The sequence below is a fragment of the Thalassotalea agariperforans genome, from assembly GCF_053470345.1.
This window is the reverse complement of sequence record NZ_JBQMWH010000019.1, coordinates 26,047-46,096: the sequence shown is the minus strand read 5'-3', so window position 1 is coordinate 46,096 and position 20,050 is coordinate 26,047. Positions and strand designations below refer to the sequence as shown.

Below are 20,050 nucleotides of genomic sequence, written 5' to 3'. Positions count from 1 at the left end.
CTCTGGCTCTGGCTCTGGCTCTGGCTCTGGCTCTGGCTCTGGCTCTGGCTCTGGCTCTGGCTCTGGCTCTGGCTCTGGCTCTGGCTCTGGCTCTGGCTCTGGCTCTGGCTCTGGCTCTGGCTCTGGCAAAGTAGTTTCCACTGGCTGTTCTTGCGGTACAAGCGTTTGTTCCGCTAATTCAACCTCTGATGCCGGTGCAATGGTACTTTCAAGTTCAGCTTGTGCCTGATTTACTGATTCCTGATTTACCGATTCAGTTGGCTGCTCTGTTGAACTCTCATCTTTAACCGTTTCAATTACGTCGTCTTGTGTTGATTTTTTCTTGCTGCCACCGAGGCCAAGCCAAGAAAACATACCTTTCTTTTTGGTCATAATATTTTATTCAATATGGTGAAATTACTATTTGAATAGCAATTTAATCGTAATAAGGGGTAAAATTGACGATATATTAACATCTTAATCACTATTGAAAAACATAAGCCTGAAACAAATGCGTAAACCAGCTAAACAAAAAACCAACATTAAGCAAAACAAAGGTTCTATCCGCATTATTGCCGGCCAGCATCGTGGTCGAAAATTACCGGTTATTTTAGCTGAAGGTTTAAGACCAACAACGGATAGAGTCAAAGAAACGGTATTTAATTGGCTAATGCCATACATTCGCGACAGCCATTGTTTAGACTGTTTTGCCGGTGCGGGAAGTTTAGGTTTTGAAGCTTTTTCGCGTGGTGCTAGCCATGTCACTATGATTGAATTAAACAAAGTGGCGGCAAAACAATTAAAAGAAAACCAACAATTATTAACTGCCAATAATACCGAAGTCATCAATACCGACACATTGCAATTTTTGCAGCAAGCACCACAGCCTTATGATCTGGTTTTCATCGATCCCCCCTTTCGGAAAGAATTAATCACGCAAACATTAACTTTATTAAACCAAGGTTGGCTCAAACCTAAAGCACTGGTTTATTTAGAAGCAGAACAAGAAACCCAACTAGCGATACCAGAAAACTGGCAATTGTTAAAAGAAAAAGTTGCAGGTCAAGTCGCATATCGGCTTTATCAAGTAAGCGCCAATAGCTAACCATAACAAGGTAAAGAACAGAACCTGAACCTCGGGATAACAACTTGCTTTCTAGCAGCTGTTTTTCATTATTACTGCGTTAAATTTGATTGCAATAGACTCGCTATTGGCGCTCAAATTTGCCTTGTACTAAGAAAAAACATCAAGCTAGAATAGAGAAAACATCAAAATATATGTATTTCATATCGTTAGCTTATTTCTTATCCCGAGTTCAGGTTAAATATAACTTAGTACTGATGAAGTTATTTCATTGAGCATTATAACCATACTTATTGTCTGACCAATTTTGAAATTAAGTGCACGGCAAGACCAAGGTTAATCTAAACATCAAAATAAGTTCTTATTTATCTTTGAGTTAGTTAATTTTATTGCAATTAACAGCCATATACTCTCAGTTATCCACAATCTTTTTTCGTCTTTTTATTTAACATCCCAACAAAAGTTAGGTATGCTAAGTACAACCAACTGGTAATAACACTTATTGAATATTGGTTGTATTTGGCAAGCAATAATAAGTGGTACAGTTAATTGATTTTTTTTAAGTAAGGGTGAAATATGCAACGATTCACGTTAAACGTACCGGTAACATTAAGCTTGTTAGCATCAATAATTTTAGTCGGTTGTGGCTCAACAGCACCAAATAACGACGATGCTGCAAATAAAACGGCCCAAACAAAAACACCCGTTATTCCTGCCGATGCTTTTGATCTCAGTCATTGGAAAATAACCTTACCGCTTGATGATAATAACGACGGTAAAATTGATGAAATTAGTGTCCGTAAAATACAGCGCTATTCACATCCTGACTTTTTCTATTTGAACGAAAATCAAGAGATGGTATTTACCGTACCAAACAAAGCTAAAACGACTTCGGGTTCATCAAACACTCGTAGTGAGCTACGCCAAATGCCTCGCGGTAAAAATAAAAAAATTAAAACCCATGCACCAGGTAATAACTTTGCTTTAGCGGTAAATGACAAAGCGGAAATTATTGGCGGTAAAATGAATGCCACTCTTAAGGTTAATCATGTTGCTAAACGCGCTGGCTATAAAAATAAAAAGCCTGCCTATTCAGTAGTTGTTGGACAAATTCATGCCACCAAAGATAAAAACATTGTTGCCGAAGGCAATGGTTTTGGTTGGGGTAACGAGCCAATTAAAATTTATTACAAAAAATGGCCTGAGCATAAAACTGGCTCAGTATTTTGGAATTACGAACGTAATTTAGAAAAAGAAAACCCAGATCGTACAGATATTGCTTACCCTGTTTGGGGCAATACTTGGGAAAACCCAGCCGATCCTGGTGATAAAGGTATTGAGTTAGGCGAAAGCTTTAGCTACGAAATCAATGTTTATAACAACATTATGTACTTAACCTTTGAAAATGAAAAACAAGGTACGGTTAAATACCAAATTGATTTATCAAACAATGTCGACGCGTACGGCAAAGTAGATGAAAAAGATCATCCGCAAGGTTACAAAGGCGACTTTTTATACTTTAAAGCCGGTGCTTATAACCAATGTAGTACAAAAGACGATGAACTTTTCTGGTACACCGCATGTCCTGGTACTGGCGTTTGGGCAACAGATAAAGCCAATGGCGATTACACTAGTGTCGCTTTTTCAAAGTTAGTATTAAGTGACGCAACTAAACCAGAATAAATTAGAAAAAGCTTCTCCTGTTAAGTCAACTCTTCGGAGTTGACTTTTTTTTGTCTTAATCCGAACGCGGGATAAGTGACAAACGCTGGCAAAGCCAATCTGGATCATCAAGTGCAATATCATGCCCAGCCCACGGGTGACTCACCAACTCAAGCTGCCAAGCATGGGCTAATTGCTCACTACACTGTTTAGCTACTAATTGATCACACTCACTAACCAATAACGTAATTGGCACCTTGGGCTTTTCTGTTAACGTAAAACTGGCTGCGGCGATAAGCTGGTGTAAGCCATTGATAAATTTAACCGGCTGTTGCTGCGCTAACTTGAGCCAATGAGCAATGGTTATTTGTTGATGTGTTTTTTTGTCTTGCTGGCTAACATAGGGAGCCGCTACAGAAAAGTTAGAAGTTAATTGATAAATTTGGCGTTCTTTTTGTTGTTTGTTTTTAAACAGCATAGTTAACACCAACCACCAAGATTTCGGCTGCAAGCGCTGATAAAAAGGTGAGAAGTTTTTTAAACTGGTATTAATTAACACTACAGAGTTTATTTGCTCTGGTGCATAACTTGCCCAATCTAATGCGATCATGCCGCCCATTGAAATACTCACCAAATCAACTTTATCCGCCGCTAAATTTACTGCTTTAAGTTGTGTTACTAACGCCAATGTCATTTGTCGGATCTGGCAAGGTGACTTTTGCTGAAAACGTTCACCATTACCGGGAATATCTAAAAATAAGCATTGTCGATCCGGAAATTGTTCAACAACCTTGGTTCTAAAGTCGCCCCAATGCCATTGGGAGCGCAATAAACCACGAATAAACACGAGCGGATAGGGTTGTTTTATCATTCGTTGTTATACCAAAGTGAAGTCGCTTTTTGCTTCATGTCTAAACTTTTACAATCAAGCAACCAATTAGGATAAGATGCTGCCGCGCGCGTTAAAAAATCCATTAAAATTAAATGCCCTCTTAAAACCCGTTTCACTCGGTGTGGTTTCATCGGATGGTACAAACCTAAGGTTTGCATTAATTGTAACGGATTTTTTTTCACCCAGCGCCAAGAGCCCATTTCTAATGTTAATGGTAAAAAGGTCGTAGTTTGACCCAGTGATTTATCATAAAGATGATCCCACAAATCACCGTGACATAAATAATGCTTAGCTTGCGGTTCAAAAATATAATCTTGATGCGGGTAGGATTGAAATAACAATTCACGCAAATGATACATTTCGCCAATATGAGCAATTGGTTGCAATTTACTCTTGGCATACGGAAACCAAATACGATCAGTAATACCAAAGCCTGAATGGCAATCTAAGGCAATACTCAGTGGCGCATTAAAGGTGTCTTGTTCAATAAAATCACATAATGCCTGCGACTCAATTTCCATACCCGCTTCTTTTTCACCACGATACCAAGGTAATAATTTAGAAAATCGATGCCCACCAACTAAAAACGCGGTTTGCTCTTCGCTGTCGTGGGGCGCATTACGCATTAAATCAACATGGTTACCATTTGAGCGTGATTGAAATGCCATTCCGATCGGGTTCACTAAAGGGATAAAATTTAATCTGACATTTTCTAATAATACTTGTAGATTTTTATCCCACAGCAAGCGCGCTAATAAGGTTTCTAAATACGCTAGTACCACTTGTGAACCAATGCGCTCTAAGCCATGAATACCACCAATAAAACTCATAACCGGTGCGGCTTTATCTTCACAACCTAAGCTAAAAGCATGAATGGGAATAAGTTTATTCTCACATGGCACTTCAGCAATCACTTGATTGCGTAAGCAGGCCGGTTTTGAAGCAACAATAAATTCAATTTGTCGAAGCTCAGGTAATAAGTCATCGGTAAAGTGCAGTGGCATGACAACCTTGCGGTTAGTGAGTAATACCTTAAATTTAGCGGATCAATATATTAACTTTATGAAACTTTTAAGAAGTTTTATGTTTGTAAGCTAATATTAGCTACATTAAGATGGCTTATTCAGCAAAAAACTTTAAGGAAATAATCATGATTTATGCAATGGCGGCAATGGTGCTGCTAACATTTATTGTCGGCACCGTTGCAATAAAAAGACGTTTTGCCAGTGTAAAAAGTGGCAATATTGACGCAAAATATTTTAAATTAATGGCGGGAGAGCAAGTACCAGATGATGTAGCTAAATCTACCCGAAATTTTAATAACTTATTTGAAGTACCCTTATTATTTTATATTGCCGCGACTTTACATGTCGTTTTAGCGCTAAATAGCATCACTGGCTTGATATTCGCGTGGCTATTTGTCGCGTTTAGATATTGGCATTCGTATATCCATTTAACCTATAACAAACTTGTACATCGCATGACCATTTATTGGTTAGGCTTGTTATGTGTTTTAGTGATGTGGATAAATTTATTAATTGCGATTCAATAGTCTCGCTCGACTAGGTTGATAATTTTAATTCAGCTGAATATAGTTATTTTCAATATTCAGCTGATGGTACTATATTTCAATACCTAAATTGGACATGCCTTCTTCTAACACTAAGGCTTTGGCTAACTGACCTGTTTTTTTCTCTTCTGGGCTATTTTTAATGTAATCAAATAGCTCATTTTGTGTGGCTACTTCCCATTGCATTAACGGATGATCAGTAATACTGCTATCAGCATCCGTTTCGCCTTCTTCCACTTGCGATAATTCTAATTCACAGAAGTAACTGACACTATTTTGGGATAAACGACTGACACTGGCAGCGCCATCACTGTCTTTATCTTGCATAATTTGTAATAACGATAAAATCGCCATACAAACATCAACGGCTGGAAAAACACCAAAGCTATCAAATAGTTCAGGATCAGGGGTTTGCTCTTCTAATTTTATAAATTGAGCATCGTAATTAATTTTCACCCTATTTTTTTTATCTAGCCATTGCCAAACTAAATCCAACTGATTACGTAATACTTTACTTTCACCAGTGTTTTCAACTTCAGAAAACATCACATAATTAGGCAACATACGCTCTATTAATGCGGCAGAAAAAGCAACTTGTTGCCATTGGCTGAATTGTTTAAAAGGTAAGTGGATCAAAAGTTTTTCTCTTTAAATGAATGATTAAAGGCAGCTGCGTGTTTGCAGATAAATTAAAACAAAAATAAGCTACTGTTTGGCAATATGCTGTTGTGCATATTCAAAACGTAAACGGTATTCAGTAACTTTTTCTTCTAACGCCGATACTTCTTGCTCAAGTTTAGCATTCAACTCAAGGTTTTCGTCACGTAAATATTTAATAGTTTCACGAGCTTTATTGTAATCAACTTCTTGTCGTTCTTGCTTGGCATGAAAACGATCTTGTAAAGTGGTGATGTTTTCATGTGCTTTTTGTACTTGCGATTCTAATTTAGTAATAAGCTGTTGACCTTGTTGTTTAATGTCGAGTAATTCTTGCTGTTGTTGCTCAAGTTCCAAGACACTATCTTGCAAGTTTTTATTTTGCTGAGTTTGCCCTTTCACCACAGCTTCAAGCTCATCCACTTTTTGACTTAATTGGCGCTTATCATCATGATGCTGCTGGCTTTGCTCGTCTTTTTCTGTCATCGCTTTTTCAAGTGACGATTGTAGTTCGCTCAGTTCTTGCGTCAACTGGATTACTTGGCTATTTAATGTTGAAATTTCTTGCTCTGATTGCTCTTGCACGGTTTCTAATTGGTTCGTTAACTGTGTATTAGCGATTGTTAACTCAGCAGTTTTTTCTTGTTCGGCTAACTCGGCATCTTGATGCTGCTTTATAGTTTTTTGCAGTTCTTCGGTTAACAACTCATGCTGAGCGGTTAAGCTGTTATAGTCTGTTTTTTGCTGCGCTAATTGAGCTTCTAAGCTTTTAATTTTATTGTTTAAACTGGTATTTTCTTGCTGATATTGTTTGGCGTTTTTATCTGCTGCCTGTTGGCTCTGTTGTAATGCCGTTGTTAAGCTCGCCTGTTGCTCATTAAGGTCATTATTGAACTTGCTTTGTTGCTGCAATTGCTCATTCAATTTTACTTGTGTACTTTGGCTTTCAGCTAAGGCTTGTTCAGTTTCAGATAAGCTCTCCTGTAACGTTTTAACGGTTTGTTCAGCTTGCTGATACTCTGCCTGCAACTGCTCAGAATCTGTTAAAGTGGTTGTTAAACGCTTTTGTAAGCTTGATATTTCATTGTTTTTATTATTAAGTTCCGAAGATAAATGCTGATTATCTTCAGTTAATTCATTAACTTTTTGACTTAGCTCGCGGCGCTCATCAGCAATAGACTGACTTAATGTTTGTACTTGTTGCTGATCGTTTTCTTGGCTGGTTTGAATTTGTTTTAATTGAGCAGATTGCTCCGCATTAATTTGCTGCTGTGCTGCAAGCTGCGATTTTTGTTCGGCTAGCTCGGTCGATAATAAGGTAAGCTGTTCAAGATTTGTTTCATGGCTTGCTTGTAGCTTTTTGTACTCAGCACTTGCCATCACATCAGCTGACGAGAATGACTGGTTATTATTTACTACGGTTAACAGCTCAACAAATTTATCTTCTAATTGCAGATATATGTCACCAGCTAAACCTTGCAGCTGTTCTTCCACTCCCGCAGGAAGTTTATCCTGTTCAGCCATTTTCACCTCATTGTTCAACACAAGACACCAACAATAAAGAAAACTTTATTGGCTAGCTATGTAACTCGGGATAACCACTTGCTTGCTAGCGGCTGGTTTGTCTTTTACCGAGTTAAAATTAAACATTTAATATTAAATAATGTTTAACCCTAACACATAGTCTTAAAGGTGTTAATTTTTAATAATAGAATTTTATCTCACTATTTTTAGCTATTAATTTCAATTAATTCAACTTTTTATTGGTAATAAAAAAGGAGCCGAAGCTCCTTTTTTGGAATAATTCGTTAACAAATTAATCAGCTGTTCTTGGTTGTAATTTAATACCTGCCACTTTTTGATCGGTATGTTCATTACGTAATTGTACTAAACGATTAACTTGGCCCATAGAAACCATCATTGAATGAATTGGAATAAACAAACCACGTTTGTGGAAATCTAACGTTTTTTCATCTGATAACGTGTTTAGTTTTTTCTCATCAATACCGTATAAACCAACTAAGCGTTTTTTCTCACCGCTAGCTAAGTTGATCAATAATTCAAATTCTTGTAATAAATCGTTATCTACTAATTCTTTAATGAACTTTTCAGTCATTACTTCATTTTCGTACAAGTTACCTAATGATTCTTGTACCGATTTAAATACGTCTGATTCGTTGCCTTCAGCATCAAATAACGCAATGTCTTTATCTTCACCAACATAAGGGCTGTCGATATCAATGCAAGCCGTTAAAGTATTCTCTTTTTCTGTGTCTAAACCTAACGCAAACGGCGAAAGTGCTAATGATTGAGGAATGTTTAACGCGTTTAAACGATCATTTTGATAGTATAAGTTTTCGCCTGCTTGTAAACCTAATAGCGCAACTGAACGATATATTTCTCCTTCTTTAATAAAAAATAACGGGAAATTTAAAGCAAGTTGATTATATTCTTTTGCATTTGAGCCAATCAAATGCTGCTTAGCAATATGTTCCAAACCACGCTTATCTGAAACTTTTAAATTTTGGTGTTGATCTTTTTTGATGGGAGTAAAGTTAGCCATTATTCTTGTTCTCTTATTGTTTTGTTGAGCCAGTGATTAAACGAAAATCAAACGAAGGTTCAAACTCAGTTTTGTTGTATGGATAAGTTATGGAGCCAGATATTCAACTTTCAACAGTAAATTTCAATTTATTTTATTTTAACTAAATATTCATCAGTTTTTATTCAACGCGCTATACTCAAAATACCAAAAAAGATAATCATCAATATTAGGCGATCATTTATCTGCAATAACATTTCGACAGTTCAAACCATAAACTATTTAAATGGTATATTAATATCATCATGAAAAGGCTAATGGCTTTATTATGTATACTCTTATTAGTTCCTCATGTTTACGGAGCTAGGCCTCATATTGAAACCATTTTTGGTAAAACCAACGAACAATTAACCCGTGCTAAAGTGATCAATAAAACCTCACTCGAATTAGCCTGTTATTTAGCGATAGACGGTTACAAAATTAAATTTCGCCTACCGCCTTTTCAAGCCTCGAAATGGTATAAAGCGACAGATCATCGTTATAATCACCGAGATTTTAGTACTTGGTGTGACGACATTAAAAATTACCCCGAATTTAAAAAATACGATATTCAGCTGTAACCACTAACGCTTTGAACCCCTTATATATATGCACCATATTTAAACCTACAAACCCATAAAACGATTAAGAATTAACATTAGAATTACTCATTTTGAAACAATTTTTATCTGTAAATAACTATCTTTATTTATAGATAATTGATATAAAACTACGCTATTTTATTTGTTCACCCTCCAGTTTCATAAAGGTTTCGCAGTATGTTATCAACTAATTCTCTGGAACAATTTAGTATAAAACAGCAATTTACGCTGAATTATGAGTATCCAGTATTATTTACCCGCAAAGCCTTTGAACTGACTAATTTAACCATTGCCAACCTTATTGATAATCGTAATGAGCAGCCAAAGCTACTCGCGGTCATTGATCAAGGCTTAGCCGATGCTATGCCTAATTTAGCCACCGATATTCACCAATATTGTCAGCATCATAATATAAATGCCTTGCCAGAAGTGATTGTGCCCGCCGGTGAAGCCAGTAAGAATGATGAAGGTGTTATTGATAACATTTATCAACTTGTTGAAAAATATGCCATTGATCGCCATTCTTATATTTTAGTTTTAGGTGGTGGAGCTGTGGTTGATGCCATTGGTTTTGCGGCAGCAACAGCACACCGAGGCATTCGGTTAATTCGCATGCCTTCCACGGTGCTTGGTCAAAATGATGCGGGTGTTGGGGTAAAAAACGCCATTAACTATCATCATCGCAAAAACTATATTGGTACCTTTGCGCCACCTTTTGCGGTGATTAATGATTTTGATTTATTAAATTCATTAAGTGATCGAGATAAACGTTCTGGTATTTCCGAAGCCATTAAAGTGGCATTAATTAAAGACCCGGAATTTTTTAATGAGCTTTATCAAAGCCGCCATCAATTAGCAAAATTTGAAGATAGCGCCACCATGAATATGATCATTAAAGGTGCCAAATGGCATTTAAATCATATTGCTAGCAGTGGCGACCCATTTGAACTCGGCTCGGCAAGGCCACTAGATTTTGGCCATTGGTCGGCACATAAGTTAGAAGAACTGAGCAATAACGAGCTACGACATGGAGAAGCTGTTGCCATAGGAATTGCCGTTGATAGTATTTATTCTATGTTGGTGGGTTATTTAGCTAACGATGAACTAGAACAAATTCTCACCTTATTAATAGATTTAGGTTTTGAACTGAATCACCCGGTATTAGATAAACTCGATATTGTTAAAGCGTTAGCTGAATTTAAAGAGCATTTGGGTGGTAATTTATGTATTACCTTATTAAATACCATTGGCTCAGGTTTTGAGGTCAATACCATTAATGAGTCATTAATGGCTGAAGCCATTGAACAGCTAAAAAACACCTAAACTGACTTATTTATGACTGTACTTACCGTATTAAAATTAATCCGAGCACCGGCTGGTTTCACGGCTATATCGAACATTTTAGCCGCCGCGGTTATAGCCTCAACAAATCAACTAAATGCTGATTTGATATTACTGATCGCCGCTAGCGTATTATTTTATTTTTCAGGCATGGCATTAAACGATTGCTTTGATTACCAAGAGGACTTAGCTGAACGACCACAACGACCAATTCCTAGTGGCGAGCTTTCATTAAAAACGGCTTGGTTAATCGGTTTTAGCTTGATGTCAGCCGCACTTGTTTGTGCATTTTGTTATAGTACAACATCCGGTTATATCGGCTTAGCATTAGCTGCTGCCATTATTTTATATAATGGTTTTATCAAACAAGGTTTGTTAGGTTCAATGTGTATGGCCAGTTGCCGATATTTTAACTGGCTGTTAGGCGCTAGCTTTGTTGCCTTGTCGATTAACAGTTGGTTATTTGCCTTACCTATTTTTTTCTACATTACCGGCTTAACCTTGCTAAGCAAACAAGAAACCCACGGCCGAGATAAAAACGCGGTATGGTTTTGCGCCACAATGATAGCGTTAACAACACTCAGTGCGGTATACTTAGTTGTAGAAGTTTTTACACTATCAGCACAACAACAAATTATTTCAGCGTTATTAATCGCTGCGTGGTTTGCCATGATGTCGTCAAAACTTATCAAGGTATTTAAGCACTTTCAGCCGCAAAATATTCAGCAATTAATTGGTTGGATGGTAATTGGCGTTATTCCATTAGATGCTTTGTTAGTCGCCTTGTCAGGCGAGTATTTATTTAGTTTAATTATTTTGGCATTGTTACCTCCTTGTCGTATGCTCAATAAATACTTATATGTCACTTAAATTTATCTAAGCTAATTTTATAGACCGATTTTATGATGCAAGCTCAACCACTCTATGACATGATCAAAAACACGCTTAATTCAGCAGAATTAGCTTGGTTAGACAATGCCGTTAGCACTTTAGCAACTAGCTCAGATCCCATTAACCAATTACTTGATTTATCGGTTGTTGTTAAGCGCCAAATTACCAGTGCTATTAACAGCACTGAAGCAACATTAAGATATTGTGATAACAGTGAAATTATTCGTTTATTGTTATTATTAAGCCTGTTTGAACAACATCCAGAGTTACATAACAAAGTCACGTTAAAACAATATTACCAAGCCGGTGACAGCTCTGAAAAAGCCGCCTTATTAAAGGGGTTAAGTTTATTAGATCCACAAGGTGAAGCAGTAAATTTAGCGGTTAATGCTGCCCGCTGTAATAGTGTTGATGAATTTAGTGCTTTAGCACTTTTTAATGATTACCCTGCTGAACATTTTGCCGAATTAAACTTTAATCAATTAGTATTAAAAACCTTGTTTATCGGCTTAGACATCAGTCAAATCAGCAAACTATCATCACGGTTAAATTCAAAATTAAGCAATATGTGTATGTCATACGCAATTGAACAAGCATTGGCTGAACGGATACCACCAGCTTCATTATGGCTGGCAGTTAATGTTGAGCAATTAAGCGACGAAAACCAACAAGAATACGCACACTATGTGAAGCATTTTTATCATGCCGATACTAACCATCAACAGTTATTATCTCAGTTAATGCAAGCACAAAAATTACCGACAATTACATTATAAAAGTAGGTTTTAGTGAACAGCACTAAAACATAAGGAAGAATCATGAAATATTTCGACCCACACATTCATATGTTAGCCCGCACCACAGACGATTACCAAAATATGGCTGCGGCCGGCATTATTGGCGTTATTGAACCCGCATTTTGGTTGGGCCAACCACGAACGCAAGTTGGGTCATTTATTGATTATTTTGATACCTTGATCGGCTGGGAGCACTTTCGTGCGTCACAATTTGGCATCATGCACTTTTGCACGATGGGCTTAAACCCAAAAGAAGCCAATGACGTTGATTTAGCCGAAGAAGTCATGAAAATTTTACCGCGTTATTGCCAAAAAGATAATGTTGTTGGTGTTGGTGAAATTGGTTACGACGATATTACGCCAGAAGAAGATCGCTTTTTATTAGAGCAATTGGAATTAGCTAAAAACTTAAACTTACCTGTGCTTATTCACACCCCACATCGTGACAAAGTTAGTGGTACTAAACGTACTTTAGACGCAATTCGTGAAAGTGGCATTGCTGAAGAAATGGTATTAGTAGATCACTTAACCGAGCAAACCTTACCACTGGTTTTAGAAACTAACTGTTGGCGTGGACATAGTATTTATCCAAATACCAAAATGTCTGAACCACGTATGGTAAAACTATTACAACAATACGGTACCGACAAAATGATCATCAACAGCGCGGCAGATTGGGGTGTCAGTGATCCGTTAAAAGTACCAAAAACTGCACAAGCCATGTTAGATGATGGTTTTTCAAAAGAAGAAGTTGAAAAAGTAACCTTTAATAACCCTATTAACTTTTTTGCCCAAAGTGGTCGAATTTCCATTGATATGGTGAAAAAACCACTGATCGACCAAACCAAAACATTTAAAGAAAACAAAGTATTACGTGGTCAAGATCCGATTATCGAAACACCAAATAAATAACTTAACCAATAATCATGACTTATCACAAAGCTGATATTGCCTATTGCAGTAATGTTCACCCTGGCGAAAGTATCAATAAGGTTAATAACAACCTTATTGAACACTTTAGTGCCGTGCGCGCACAACGAAACTTAGCTGAAATGGCATCTGGGCTTTGGTTATCAGCACAAGCGGCTGACGAGTTATTAGCGCAGCCGCCATTATTAGCTAACTTCAAAAACTTACTGCAACAACAAGGGGTAATGTTAACCAGTTTAAATGGTTTTCCGTATGGCGATTTTCATTTAGCCGAAGTGAAACAAAAAGTTTACCTACCCACTTGGGCGCAAACCGAGCGTTTAACTTACAGCCAACAACTTGCCGATATTTTAGTACACTGTTTACCCGAAAATATCAGCACAGGCGCTATTTCAACCCTACCTTTAGGGTACGCCAAAGATTGGACTGCTGAGCAAATGCAAAGCGCGGTTCACCAGTTAATTGCGCTAGCTCAATACTTAAAAAACCTTGAGCACAGTTCAGGTAAACGTATTATCGTTTGTCTTGAAATGGAGCCAGACTGTGTATTGCAAAGTACCGATGAATTAGTGGCATTTTTTACTGAACATTTACTACCCAATGCAGAGCAAGCAGGCAGCAGTAAAAGTGATATTTTACGTTATATTGGCTGTTGTTATGACACTTGCCATCAAGGTGTCATGAATGAAAACATTAAGCAGTCGTTAACAAAAATTACCCAAGCAGGCATTGAAATTAGCAAAATTCAAATCTCAAATGCCGTACATGCTGAACTAAACTCAGTAGAAGACATATCTGAACTGACAACATTGTTTAAAGATATAAAATTTTTACATCAAACCAAAGTTTTTCAACAAGATACCTTGTTAGCTGAATTAGCCGATTTAAACGAGCAGGCACTATTAACAGTATTTAATGACTATCAAAGTGACTTGCCATTGACCGCTAAAATTCATTATCACATTCCGGTCAATCAAACCGCGTTACCTAAGCCATTTTTAAGCTCAACACAGGCCGCAATTTTATCAACCTTAGACTTTTTAAAAGTCACACCTAGTTGCCGGCCTTATCTTGAAATTGAAACCTATACTTGGCTTAATTTAATTGATAACAATAGTCAGCAAAGTCAAACATTACACCAAGGGCTTGTCGCTGAATTTACTTGGTTAGAACAAGCTTTAGCCGAACGAAATTTACTCAATACCTCCTTACTTACTCCCTAAGTAATTAGCAACTATTATAAAAAGAAGCCTTTTATGTCATCTCCGTTAATTGTTTTAAATGTTGTTGGTTTAAGCCCTTACATGGTTGGCGAAAACACGCCTAATATTAATAAATTATTAAACCAAGGTTACTGTAAAAAGCCACTTGCCGCTGAATTTCCTGCAGTAACAACAACGGCACAATCGGCCATGGTCACTGGTAAACAAGCTAGTCAGCACGGTATTGTTGGTAATGGTTGGTATTTTCATGAGTTGGCAGAAGTGGGCTTTTGGAAACAAGCCAATCAATTAGTGCAAAGCGATAAAATTTGGGATGTGCTAAAAGCTAAAAATCCTAACTTAAAAGTGTCTAAATTATTTTGGTGGTACAACATGTACGCCAATGTCGATAACAGCATAACGCCACGGCCACATTATTTAGCTGACGGTGGTAAAGTATTTGACCTTTATTCTTCACCACAAGGGCTTCACCAGCAAATTGAAGCGGAAATAGGTACTTTCCCGTTTTTTAATTTTTGGGGCCCTAAAGCCGGTATTGGCGCCAGCCAATGGATAGCGAAAGCTGCTATTAAAGAATTTGAACTGAATCAACCCGACTTACAACTAGTATATTTACCGCACCTTGATTATTGCCTACAAAAATTTGGCCCTAATCATCCATCTATCGCCAGTGAAGTACAGGCCATTGATGCCGTGATTGGCGATATGCTTAAAGCGCATGACAATACCGGCGCAGAATTTTTATTAGTGTCGGAATACGGTATTACTGAGGTCAATAAAACGGTTCATATTAATCAAATATTACGCCAACAAGGTTATATTACAGTACGTAAAACCCTTGATTTTGAAAATTTAGATTGTGGCGCTTCTAAGGCGTTTGCAGTAGCGGATCATCAATGTGCTCATGTTTACGTGAACGACAAAAGCGAACTTGCCGAAATCAAACAGTTATTAATCAATACCGACGGCATTGAACAAGTACTTGATAAAACAGAACAAGTTGCGCTGGGTATTCAGCATCAACGCAGTGGTGACTTAGTGGCAATCAGCCATGCCGATGCTTGGTTTAGTTATTATTTTTGGTTAGATGATAAACATGCGCCCGATTTTGCTCGCACTGTCGATATTCATCGTAAAGTGGGTTACGACCCAGTCGAAATGTTTGTTGACCCGAAAATAAAATTACCATTATTGGCGATTGCTGGTCGAGTGTTAAAGAAAAAACTCGGTTTTCGATATTTAATGGATGTTATTCCGCTAGATACTAGCTTGATCAAAGGTAGCCACGGCCGTTTGACCGACTCTCCGGAACAAGGGCCTATTTTAATTGCCAAAGAGCAAAGCCTTGATGCCCATAAAACTTATCAACAAACCGATATTTTTGAGTTGATGCTAAAGCATTTTGAAAAATAGGTTAAGTGTCGGCATCAAGCTTACCGACACTTAAGTGCAGAGGGTCTCAGGGGTAACGATTAAAGACTATGTTGTTGGTTTAATCGTTTTCTATTTTTACTCGAATAATTTTATTGCTACTACTTTGGTGTATTAGCAAATCGCCCGCTCGTGTTGGCCGCATATGCCGAATAATCCCAGCATAAAAATCATCTGACGGTATAGCCCAACTTTGAAACGTTTCGGTGCTAGGATCAAATCTCACTAAAGCATCGGGACGTTGACCTGATTCGTTGTACCAAACAACACCATTAACTACAGCTATTGCATACGGGTGAGATTTATCGCCACTTGGTGATGGCCATTCTTTGATCTCCCCGGTATTCGGATTATAGCGACCAAGGCGGCCACGAGCTGAATTTACATACCAAATATTACCGTCAGCGGCGATATCTAAACGGCGAACTCGAGTCGCATTATTGGGTAAGTTGATCTGAGTTAATTGCATTGTTTGTGGGTTTACTTTCACTAAACAATTACTACCATTACAAGCTACCCAAGGATTTCCATTAACATCAATTTTTATACCGTAGGGGCGAGATCCTTTTGTTGGCATAGTAACTAATTTAATTTCACCCGTATTAGGATTTAGTTGACCGACCATATTGCTATGCTGAGCAGTAAACCAAAGAATTCCCTTGTTATCAAAGGTTGCCGTATGAGGGTCTTTGGCATTTATATCCGGCATTTTAAACTCAGTAATTTCACCTGTTTTTGGCTTGAGTTTACCTATCGTGCCATTTTTATTTCCCGTGTACCAAATATTGCCATCACTATCTGGCGTTACAGAATGAGGCATAGCATTGGCTGGCAGTAGATATTCTTGCATTTCGCCGGTCGCAGGATTAATACGACCAATAAGATTAGCACGTTGTCCTGCCCACCAAATTGAACCATCAGGCGCTTCAACAGGATCACGAGAGCGTTGCCCTAACGTTGGTGTATGCCATTGCTCAAACGTTATTTTCACATCACCTGGCACCAGCGTTGGTGTACGTTCAGTATTGGGAGGATAAGTTTTTGCTAAATAACCAAAAATATTTTTTTCAATTGTAGGCATTGCCGACAAATCAATCATAGTTCGGGTTAATGACTGCCACTGTTGATAACTGTAACCTGAGCTGCGTGAGATCAAATTCGAACGATGACAAGCTGTACAATATTGTTCAACTAACTGTTTGCCACTTTTAGTTTCAATCGCATTAGCTGGTGTTGTTACTTCCGCTGTCGCTGTAAAACCAACTAAAATGCTGCTTAAGAAAACAAGATTAACGATAACTTTATTCATAGTTCCCCCAAAAAAACGCCTGTTTTATACAATTAAAGTCAAAAAATTCCTAAAGTCTACTTTATAATCAATAATTAGCTCGATAAAACGCTACTTACGCTTAATCCGCCAACCAAGCGGCACCTCTGACCCCGGAAGAACAGCCATATTTATTTTTTAATACCGGTGTATAACATTCGCCGCCAATCACATACTTGGCTAAAATTTCCGGTAATTTCTGATAAATTGCATCAATATTCGACAATCCACCACCTAGTACTATTGCGTCAGGGTCAAGAATATTAATCACATGCGCTAGTGAGCGGGCTAAACGATCAATAAAATTGGTAAACGCAGTAATAGCTTGCGGGTTACCTTGTTCAACCAAAGCCATAATGTCTTCCGCCCGTTGCACTTGTAACTCGCCTAAATTGAAATCTCGAATAAAGCCTGAGCCTGAAATAAAGGTTTCAATGCAGCTATGTTTGCCACAAAAACAGTTGGTTTGCTCAAACTCTTGTGCTGTCATCCATGGCAATGGATTATGACCCCATTCACCCGCAACAAAATTTCGGCCTGCGTGCACTTTGCCATTAATGGCAATACCGGCACCACAACCGGTACCGATAATAACACCAAACACTATCGGCTGTTTCGCGGCGGCACCATCAGTCGCCTCTGAAACAGCAAAACAATTAGCGTCATTGGCAATAAACACTTGTCGATTAAGCCGCTGGTTTAAATCATCATTAAATGGCTGATTATTAAGCCAAGTTGAATTGGCATTTTTAACGGTACCTGTGTCTAATGAAATACAACCGGGAATACCAATACCTACTGAACATTTACTCGCAACTGCTTGCTCAGCCTGTTGTACTAAACTAACGATTTTATCTAAAGTTCCTTGATAATTTTTAGGGGTAGCAACACGCGTTTTAAAGCGTTCTTGGCCGTTATTATCTAACACCACCAATTCAATTTTTGTCCCACCTAAATCAATACCTATCCGCATTAACTGTCCAATTTCATGATTCATTGGCCGATTATATCCTGTATTTCATTAAAAGTGGTTTTATCAGTGAGTTATATAATACTTATTGAGCTGCCAACGCTAATTTTTCCGTATGTTTTAATAAGCGAGTGTCGCCTACTTTACCGTGTCCGGGCACCACCATTTTAATCTCTTGATATTGCTGACTTACCTGAGCAATGGCCTGTGGCCAGCTATTTACCGAGGCATCTTCGATATTCCCCAAATTTTTACTTTCAAGGCTTTTAACAAAACAACCGCCAAACAGTATTTTGCTCTTAGGTAACCAAACGACAATATTGTCTGGTGAATGCCCTGCACCTGGATAAAAAATTTCAAGTTGATCAGGGACTAATTGAAATGGGTTAGTGGTAATTTCATCGCTCGACACAGTACGCTTTGCTTTTTTTAGCAAGCTATTCGTTAGCGGTGTTGCATAAGTTTTGATCTGCTGACGGTTTAATAATGCAATACCGGCACTGGCATCTTCATGAAAATGGGTTATGACACTAGATTTTACCGTTAAATTTCTTTCTGCCAGCCAAACTAGCAATGTTTCCGTATCAGCAAGACTCCACGGCGTATCAATAATATGAGCATCATTGCCTTCAATCAGGATCAAACCTGATGCGGCCACATGCCCCCAAGGTGCAACCGTTTTATACGATATATGCTGATAAACATTATCTGCTAGTGGCAATATTTGCAGTGTTTTCTGTTGTTCAGTTGCCAAACTTATTGATGAAAAAAACACAAATAACAAAATAATCCATCGCATCATTAAAAAAACCTATAGTCACTTTGTGAAAAATCATAATAACAATACCATTGAAAAAAACTGAATTGAAAATAACTTTGGTTACAATCAATGTCATCAATTCCTAAGTTACCTATAAGATGATGTGATGAAAAAACATAAAATGTCTCATTTAGCGATTATCGCAACCCTTGCTGCTGGACTACTCAGTTGTTCAGAAAACTCAACAAAACAAACAATTGAACAAGCAAGAACTACCATAACGTTAAAAGCAGCGTATGCTGATAAATTTTTGGTTGGTGCTACCTTAGGTGCCTCAATGTTTAACAGCCCTAATCACCCATCTTTAGCATTAGCAAAAGAGAATTTCAGTGCTATTACCCTTGATAACGATATGAAATGGGAACGCATCAATCCATTACCAGGGAAATACGAATTTGCTATTGCCGATCAATTTGCCCAATTAGGAGTTGATGAAAATATTACCACGGTTGGCCACGTCTTATTTTGGCATAGTCAAACACCTGATTGGGTATTTAAAGATACTGAAGGTAATTTGTTAACCCGAGAAGCTTTGCTTGATCGTATGCGTGAACGAGCAAAAATGTTTGCTAGCCGTTATGGCGACAGAGTGAAAATTTGGGATGTAGTTAACGAAGCAATAGAAGACGACGGCTCATTACGACAATCCTTATATCACCAAATTATTGGTGATGATTTTATCGAACAAGCTTTTTTAATTGCCGACCAAGAAATGCCAAAAGATGCAGTACTACTCTATAACGATTATGGTATGGACAGAATAGGCCGACGAGATACCGTTATTGCTATGGTCAATGACTTCCAAAACAGAGGTGTGCGTATTGATGGTATTGGCTTGCAAGGCCACTGGGGCATGGAAAATCCAAGTGCAGAAAAAATTAACGAAACCTTAACTGCTTATGCTGCTACAGGCTTACCTTTACATATTACCGAGCTTGATGTTGACTTTTTAGGGCGTGACGAATTTTTTGGTGCTAATGTAGATATAAACAAGCTAACGGCAACACCAGAAAATAATCCATATCCTGATGGCAACTTTCCAGCCGATGCTGAAGATAAATTAGCACAGCGTTATCAAGAAATTTTTCAACAGTTTATCAAACATCACCAGAGTATTGACCGTGTTACTTTTTGGGGCGTTACCGATGGTGACTCTTGGTTAAACGGCTGGCCTGTAGCAGGTAGAACTAACTTCCCTTTATTGTTTAACCGCAATGGCCAAGCTAAAAAAGCGCATGATGCTGTTATCGCATTAGCATTAAAATAACTCAAAAAAGATGTCTACTTGCATAT

Annotated in this window: 20 protein-coding genes; 11 read left to right on the top strand and 9 right to left on the bottom strand. The window is 37.9% G+C overall.

Annotated features, from left to right (window positions below):
• The coding region (locus ACSLUO_RS16600) for a hypothetical protein (RefSeq protein WP_448250240.1) at positions 1–372 on the bottom strand (372 nt) is incomplete at its 3' end.
• A 118-nt stretch (positions 373–490) separates the two neighbouring features.
• Between ACSLUO_RS16600 and rsmD the strand changes: the two genes are divergently transcribed.
• Both rsmD and ACSLUO_RS16590 read left to right on the top strand, forming a co-directional pair.
• Positions 491–1,084 (top strand): 16S rRNA (guanine(966)-N(2))-methyltransferase RsmD, encoded by a 594-nt coding sequence (gene rsmD / locus ACSLUO_RS16595; RefSeq protein ID WP_448250239.1) that lies wholly within the window; start codon positions 491–493, stop codon positions 1,082–1,084.
• A 555-nt stretch (positions 1,085–1,639) separates the two neighbouring features.
• Positions 1,640–2,746, top strand: a complete 1,107-nt coding sequence (locus ACSLUO_RS16590; protein ID WP_448250238.1) for a polysaccharide lyase family 7 protein — start codon at positions 1,640–1,642, stop codon at positions 2,744–2,746.
• A gap of 55 nt (positions 2,747–2,801) precedes the next feature.
• On the opposite strand, the gene ACSLUO_RS16585 is transcribed toward ACSLUO_RS16590, so the two are convergent.
• Both ACSLUO_RS16585 and ACSLUO_RS16580 read right to left on the bottom strand, forming a co-directional pair.
• Complete coding sequence (locus ACSLUO_RS16585) at positions 2,802–3,596, bottom strand: alpha/beta fold hydrolase (RefSeq protein WP_448250237.1); 795 nt, start codon at positions 3,594–3,596, stop codon at positions 2,802–2,804.
• Positions 3,593–4,621, bottom strand: a complete 1,029-nt coding sequence (locus tag ACSLUO_RS16580) for a DUF2817 domain-containing protein (protein WP_448250235.1) — start codon at positions 4,619–4,621, stop codon at positions 3,593–3,595. The genes ACSLUO_RS16585 and ACSLUO_RS16580 overlap by 4 nt, the downstream gene beginning before the upstream one ends.
• A gap of 146 nt (positions 4,622–4,767) precedes the next feature.
• Between ACSLUO_RS16580 and ACSLUO_RS16575 the strand changes: the two genes are divergently transcribed.
• Entirely contained in the window at positions 4,768–5,169 is a 402-nt protein-coding gene (locus tag ACSLUO_RS16575) for an MAPEG family protein (protein WP_448250234.1), read from the top strand.
• A gap of 69 nt (positions 5,170–5,238) precedes the next feature.
• Here the strand turns inward: ACSLUO_RS16575 and ACSLUO_RS16570 are convergent, their stop codons facing one another.
• The 3 genes from ACSLUO_RS16570 to ACSLUO_RS16560 form a co-directional block, all read right to left on the bottom strand.
• Complete coding sequence (locus ACSLUO_RS16570; protein ID WP_448250233.1) at positions 5,239–5,823, bottom strand: YjaG family protein; 585 nt, start codon at positions 5,821–5,823, stop codon at positions 5,239–5,241.
• Positions 5,824–5,892: 69 nt separating this feature from the next.
• A complete protein-coding gene (locus tag ACSLUO_RS16565; protein WP_448250232.1) occupies positions 5,893–7,368 on the bottom strand; it encodes a coiled-coil domain-containing protein in 1,476 nt (491 codons plus the stop codon).
• Positions 7,369–7,660: 292 nt separating this feature from the next.
• Positions 7,661–8,407: a SapC family protein gene (locus ACSLUO_RS16560; protein ID WP_448250231.1), complete on the bottom strand. Its 747-nt coding sequence runs from the start codon at positions 8,405–8,407 to the stop codon at positions 7,661–7,663.
• 296 nt (positions 8,408–8,703) lie between these two features.
• Between ACSLUO_RS16560 and ACSLUO_RS16555 the strand changes: the two genes are divergently transcribed.
• The 7 genes from ACSLUO_RS16555 (at position 8,704) to ACSLUO_RS16525 (ending at position 15,622) form a co-directional block, all read left to right on the top strand.
• A complete protein-coding gene (locus ACSLUO_RS16555; RefSeq protein WP_448250230.1) occupies positions 8,704–9,006 on the top strand; it encodes a hypothetical protein in 303 nt (100 codons plus the stop codon).
• Between the two features lie 198 nt (positions 9,007–9,204).
• Entirely contained in the window at positions 9,205–10,350 is a 1,146-nt protein-coding gene (locus ACSLUO_RS16550; RefSeq protein ID WP_448250229.1) for a 3-dehydroquinate synthase, read from the top strand.
• A 12-nt stretch (positions 10,351–10,362) separates the two neighbouring features.
• Complete coding sequence (locus tag ACSLUO_RS16545) at positions 10,363–11,238, top strand: UbiA family prenyltransferase (protein ID WP_448250228.1); 876 nt, start codon at positions 10,363–10,365, stop codon at positions 11,236–11,238.
• A gap of 32 nt (positions 11,239–11,270) precedes the next feature.
• Positions 11,271–12,035 carry an EboA domain-containing protein gene (locus tag ACSLUO_RS16540; protein WP_448250226.1) on the top strand — a complete coding sequence of 255 codons (765 nt, stop codon included), beginning with the start codon at positions 11,271–11,273 and terminating at the stop codon, positions 12,033–12,035.
• A gap of 42 nt (positions 12,036–12,077) precedes the next feature.
• Positions 12,078–12,968, top strand: coding sequence for a TatD family hydrolase (locus tag ACSLUO_RS16535; protein ID WP_448250225.1), 891 nt, complete (start codon positions 12,078–12,080; stop codon positions 12,966–12,968).
• 14 nt (positions 12,969–12,982) lie between these two features.
• Positions 12,983–14,209: a metabolite traffic protein EboE gene (gene eboE, locus ACSLUO_RS16530; protein WP_448250223.1), complete on the top strand. Its 1,227-nt coding sequence runs from the start codon at positions 12,983–12,985 to the stop codon at positions 14,207–14,209.
• A gap of 33 nt (positions 14,210–14,242) precedes the next feature.
• Positions 14,243–15,622: an alkaline phosphatase family protein gene (locus tag ACSLUO_RS16525; RefSeq protein WP_448250221.1), complete on the top strand. Its 1,380-nt coding sequence runs from the start codon at positions 14,243–14,245 to the stop codon at positions 15,620–15,622.
• 79 nt (positions 15,623–15,701) lie between these two features.
• On the opposite strand, the gene ACSLUO_RS16520 is transcribed toward ACSLUO_RS16525, so the two are convergent.
• The 3 genes from ACSLUO_RS16520 to bla form a co-directional block, all read right to left on the bottom strand.
• Positions 15,702–16,949, bottom strand: a complete 1,248-nt coding sequence (locus ACSLUO_RS16520) for a Vgb family protein (protein WP_448250220.1) — start codon at positions 16,947–16,949, stop codon at positions 15,702–15,704.
• Positions 16,950–17,049: 100 nt separating this feature from the next.
• Positions 17,050–17,964, bottom strand: coding sequence for a fructokinase (mak, locus tag ACSLUO_RS16515; protein ID WP_448250219.1), 915 nt, complete (start codon positions 17,962–17,964; stop codon positions 17,050–17,052).
• A 58-nt stretch (positions 17,965–18,022) separates the two neighbouring features.
• A complete protein-coding gene (gene bla, locus ACSLUO_RS16510) occupies positions 18,023–18,739 on the bottom strand; it encodes a subclass B1 metallo-beta-lactamase (RefSeq protein WP_448250217.1) in 717 nt (238 codons plus the stop codon).
• A gap of 124 nt (positions 18,740–18,863) precedes the next feature.
• On the opposite strand from bla, the gene ACSLUO_RS16505 reads away from it, so the two are divergent.
• Positions 18,864–20,024 carry an endo-1,4-beta-xylanase gene (locus ACSLUO_RS16505; RefSeq protein ID WP_448250215.1) on the top strand — a complete coding sequence of 387 codons (1,161 nt, stop codon included), beginning with the start codon at positions 18,864–18,866 and terminating at the stop codon, positions 20,022–20,024.
• Positions 20,025–20,050: the final 26 nt, after the last annotated feature.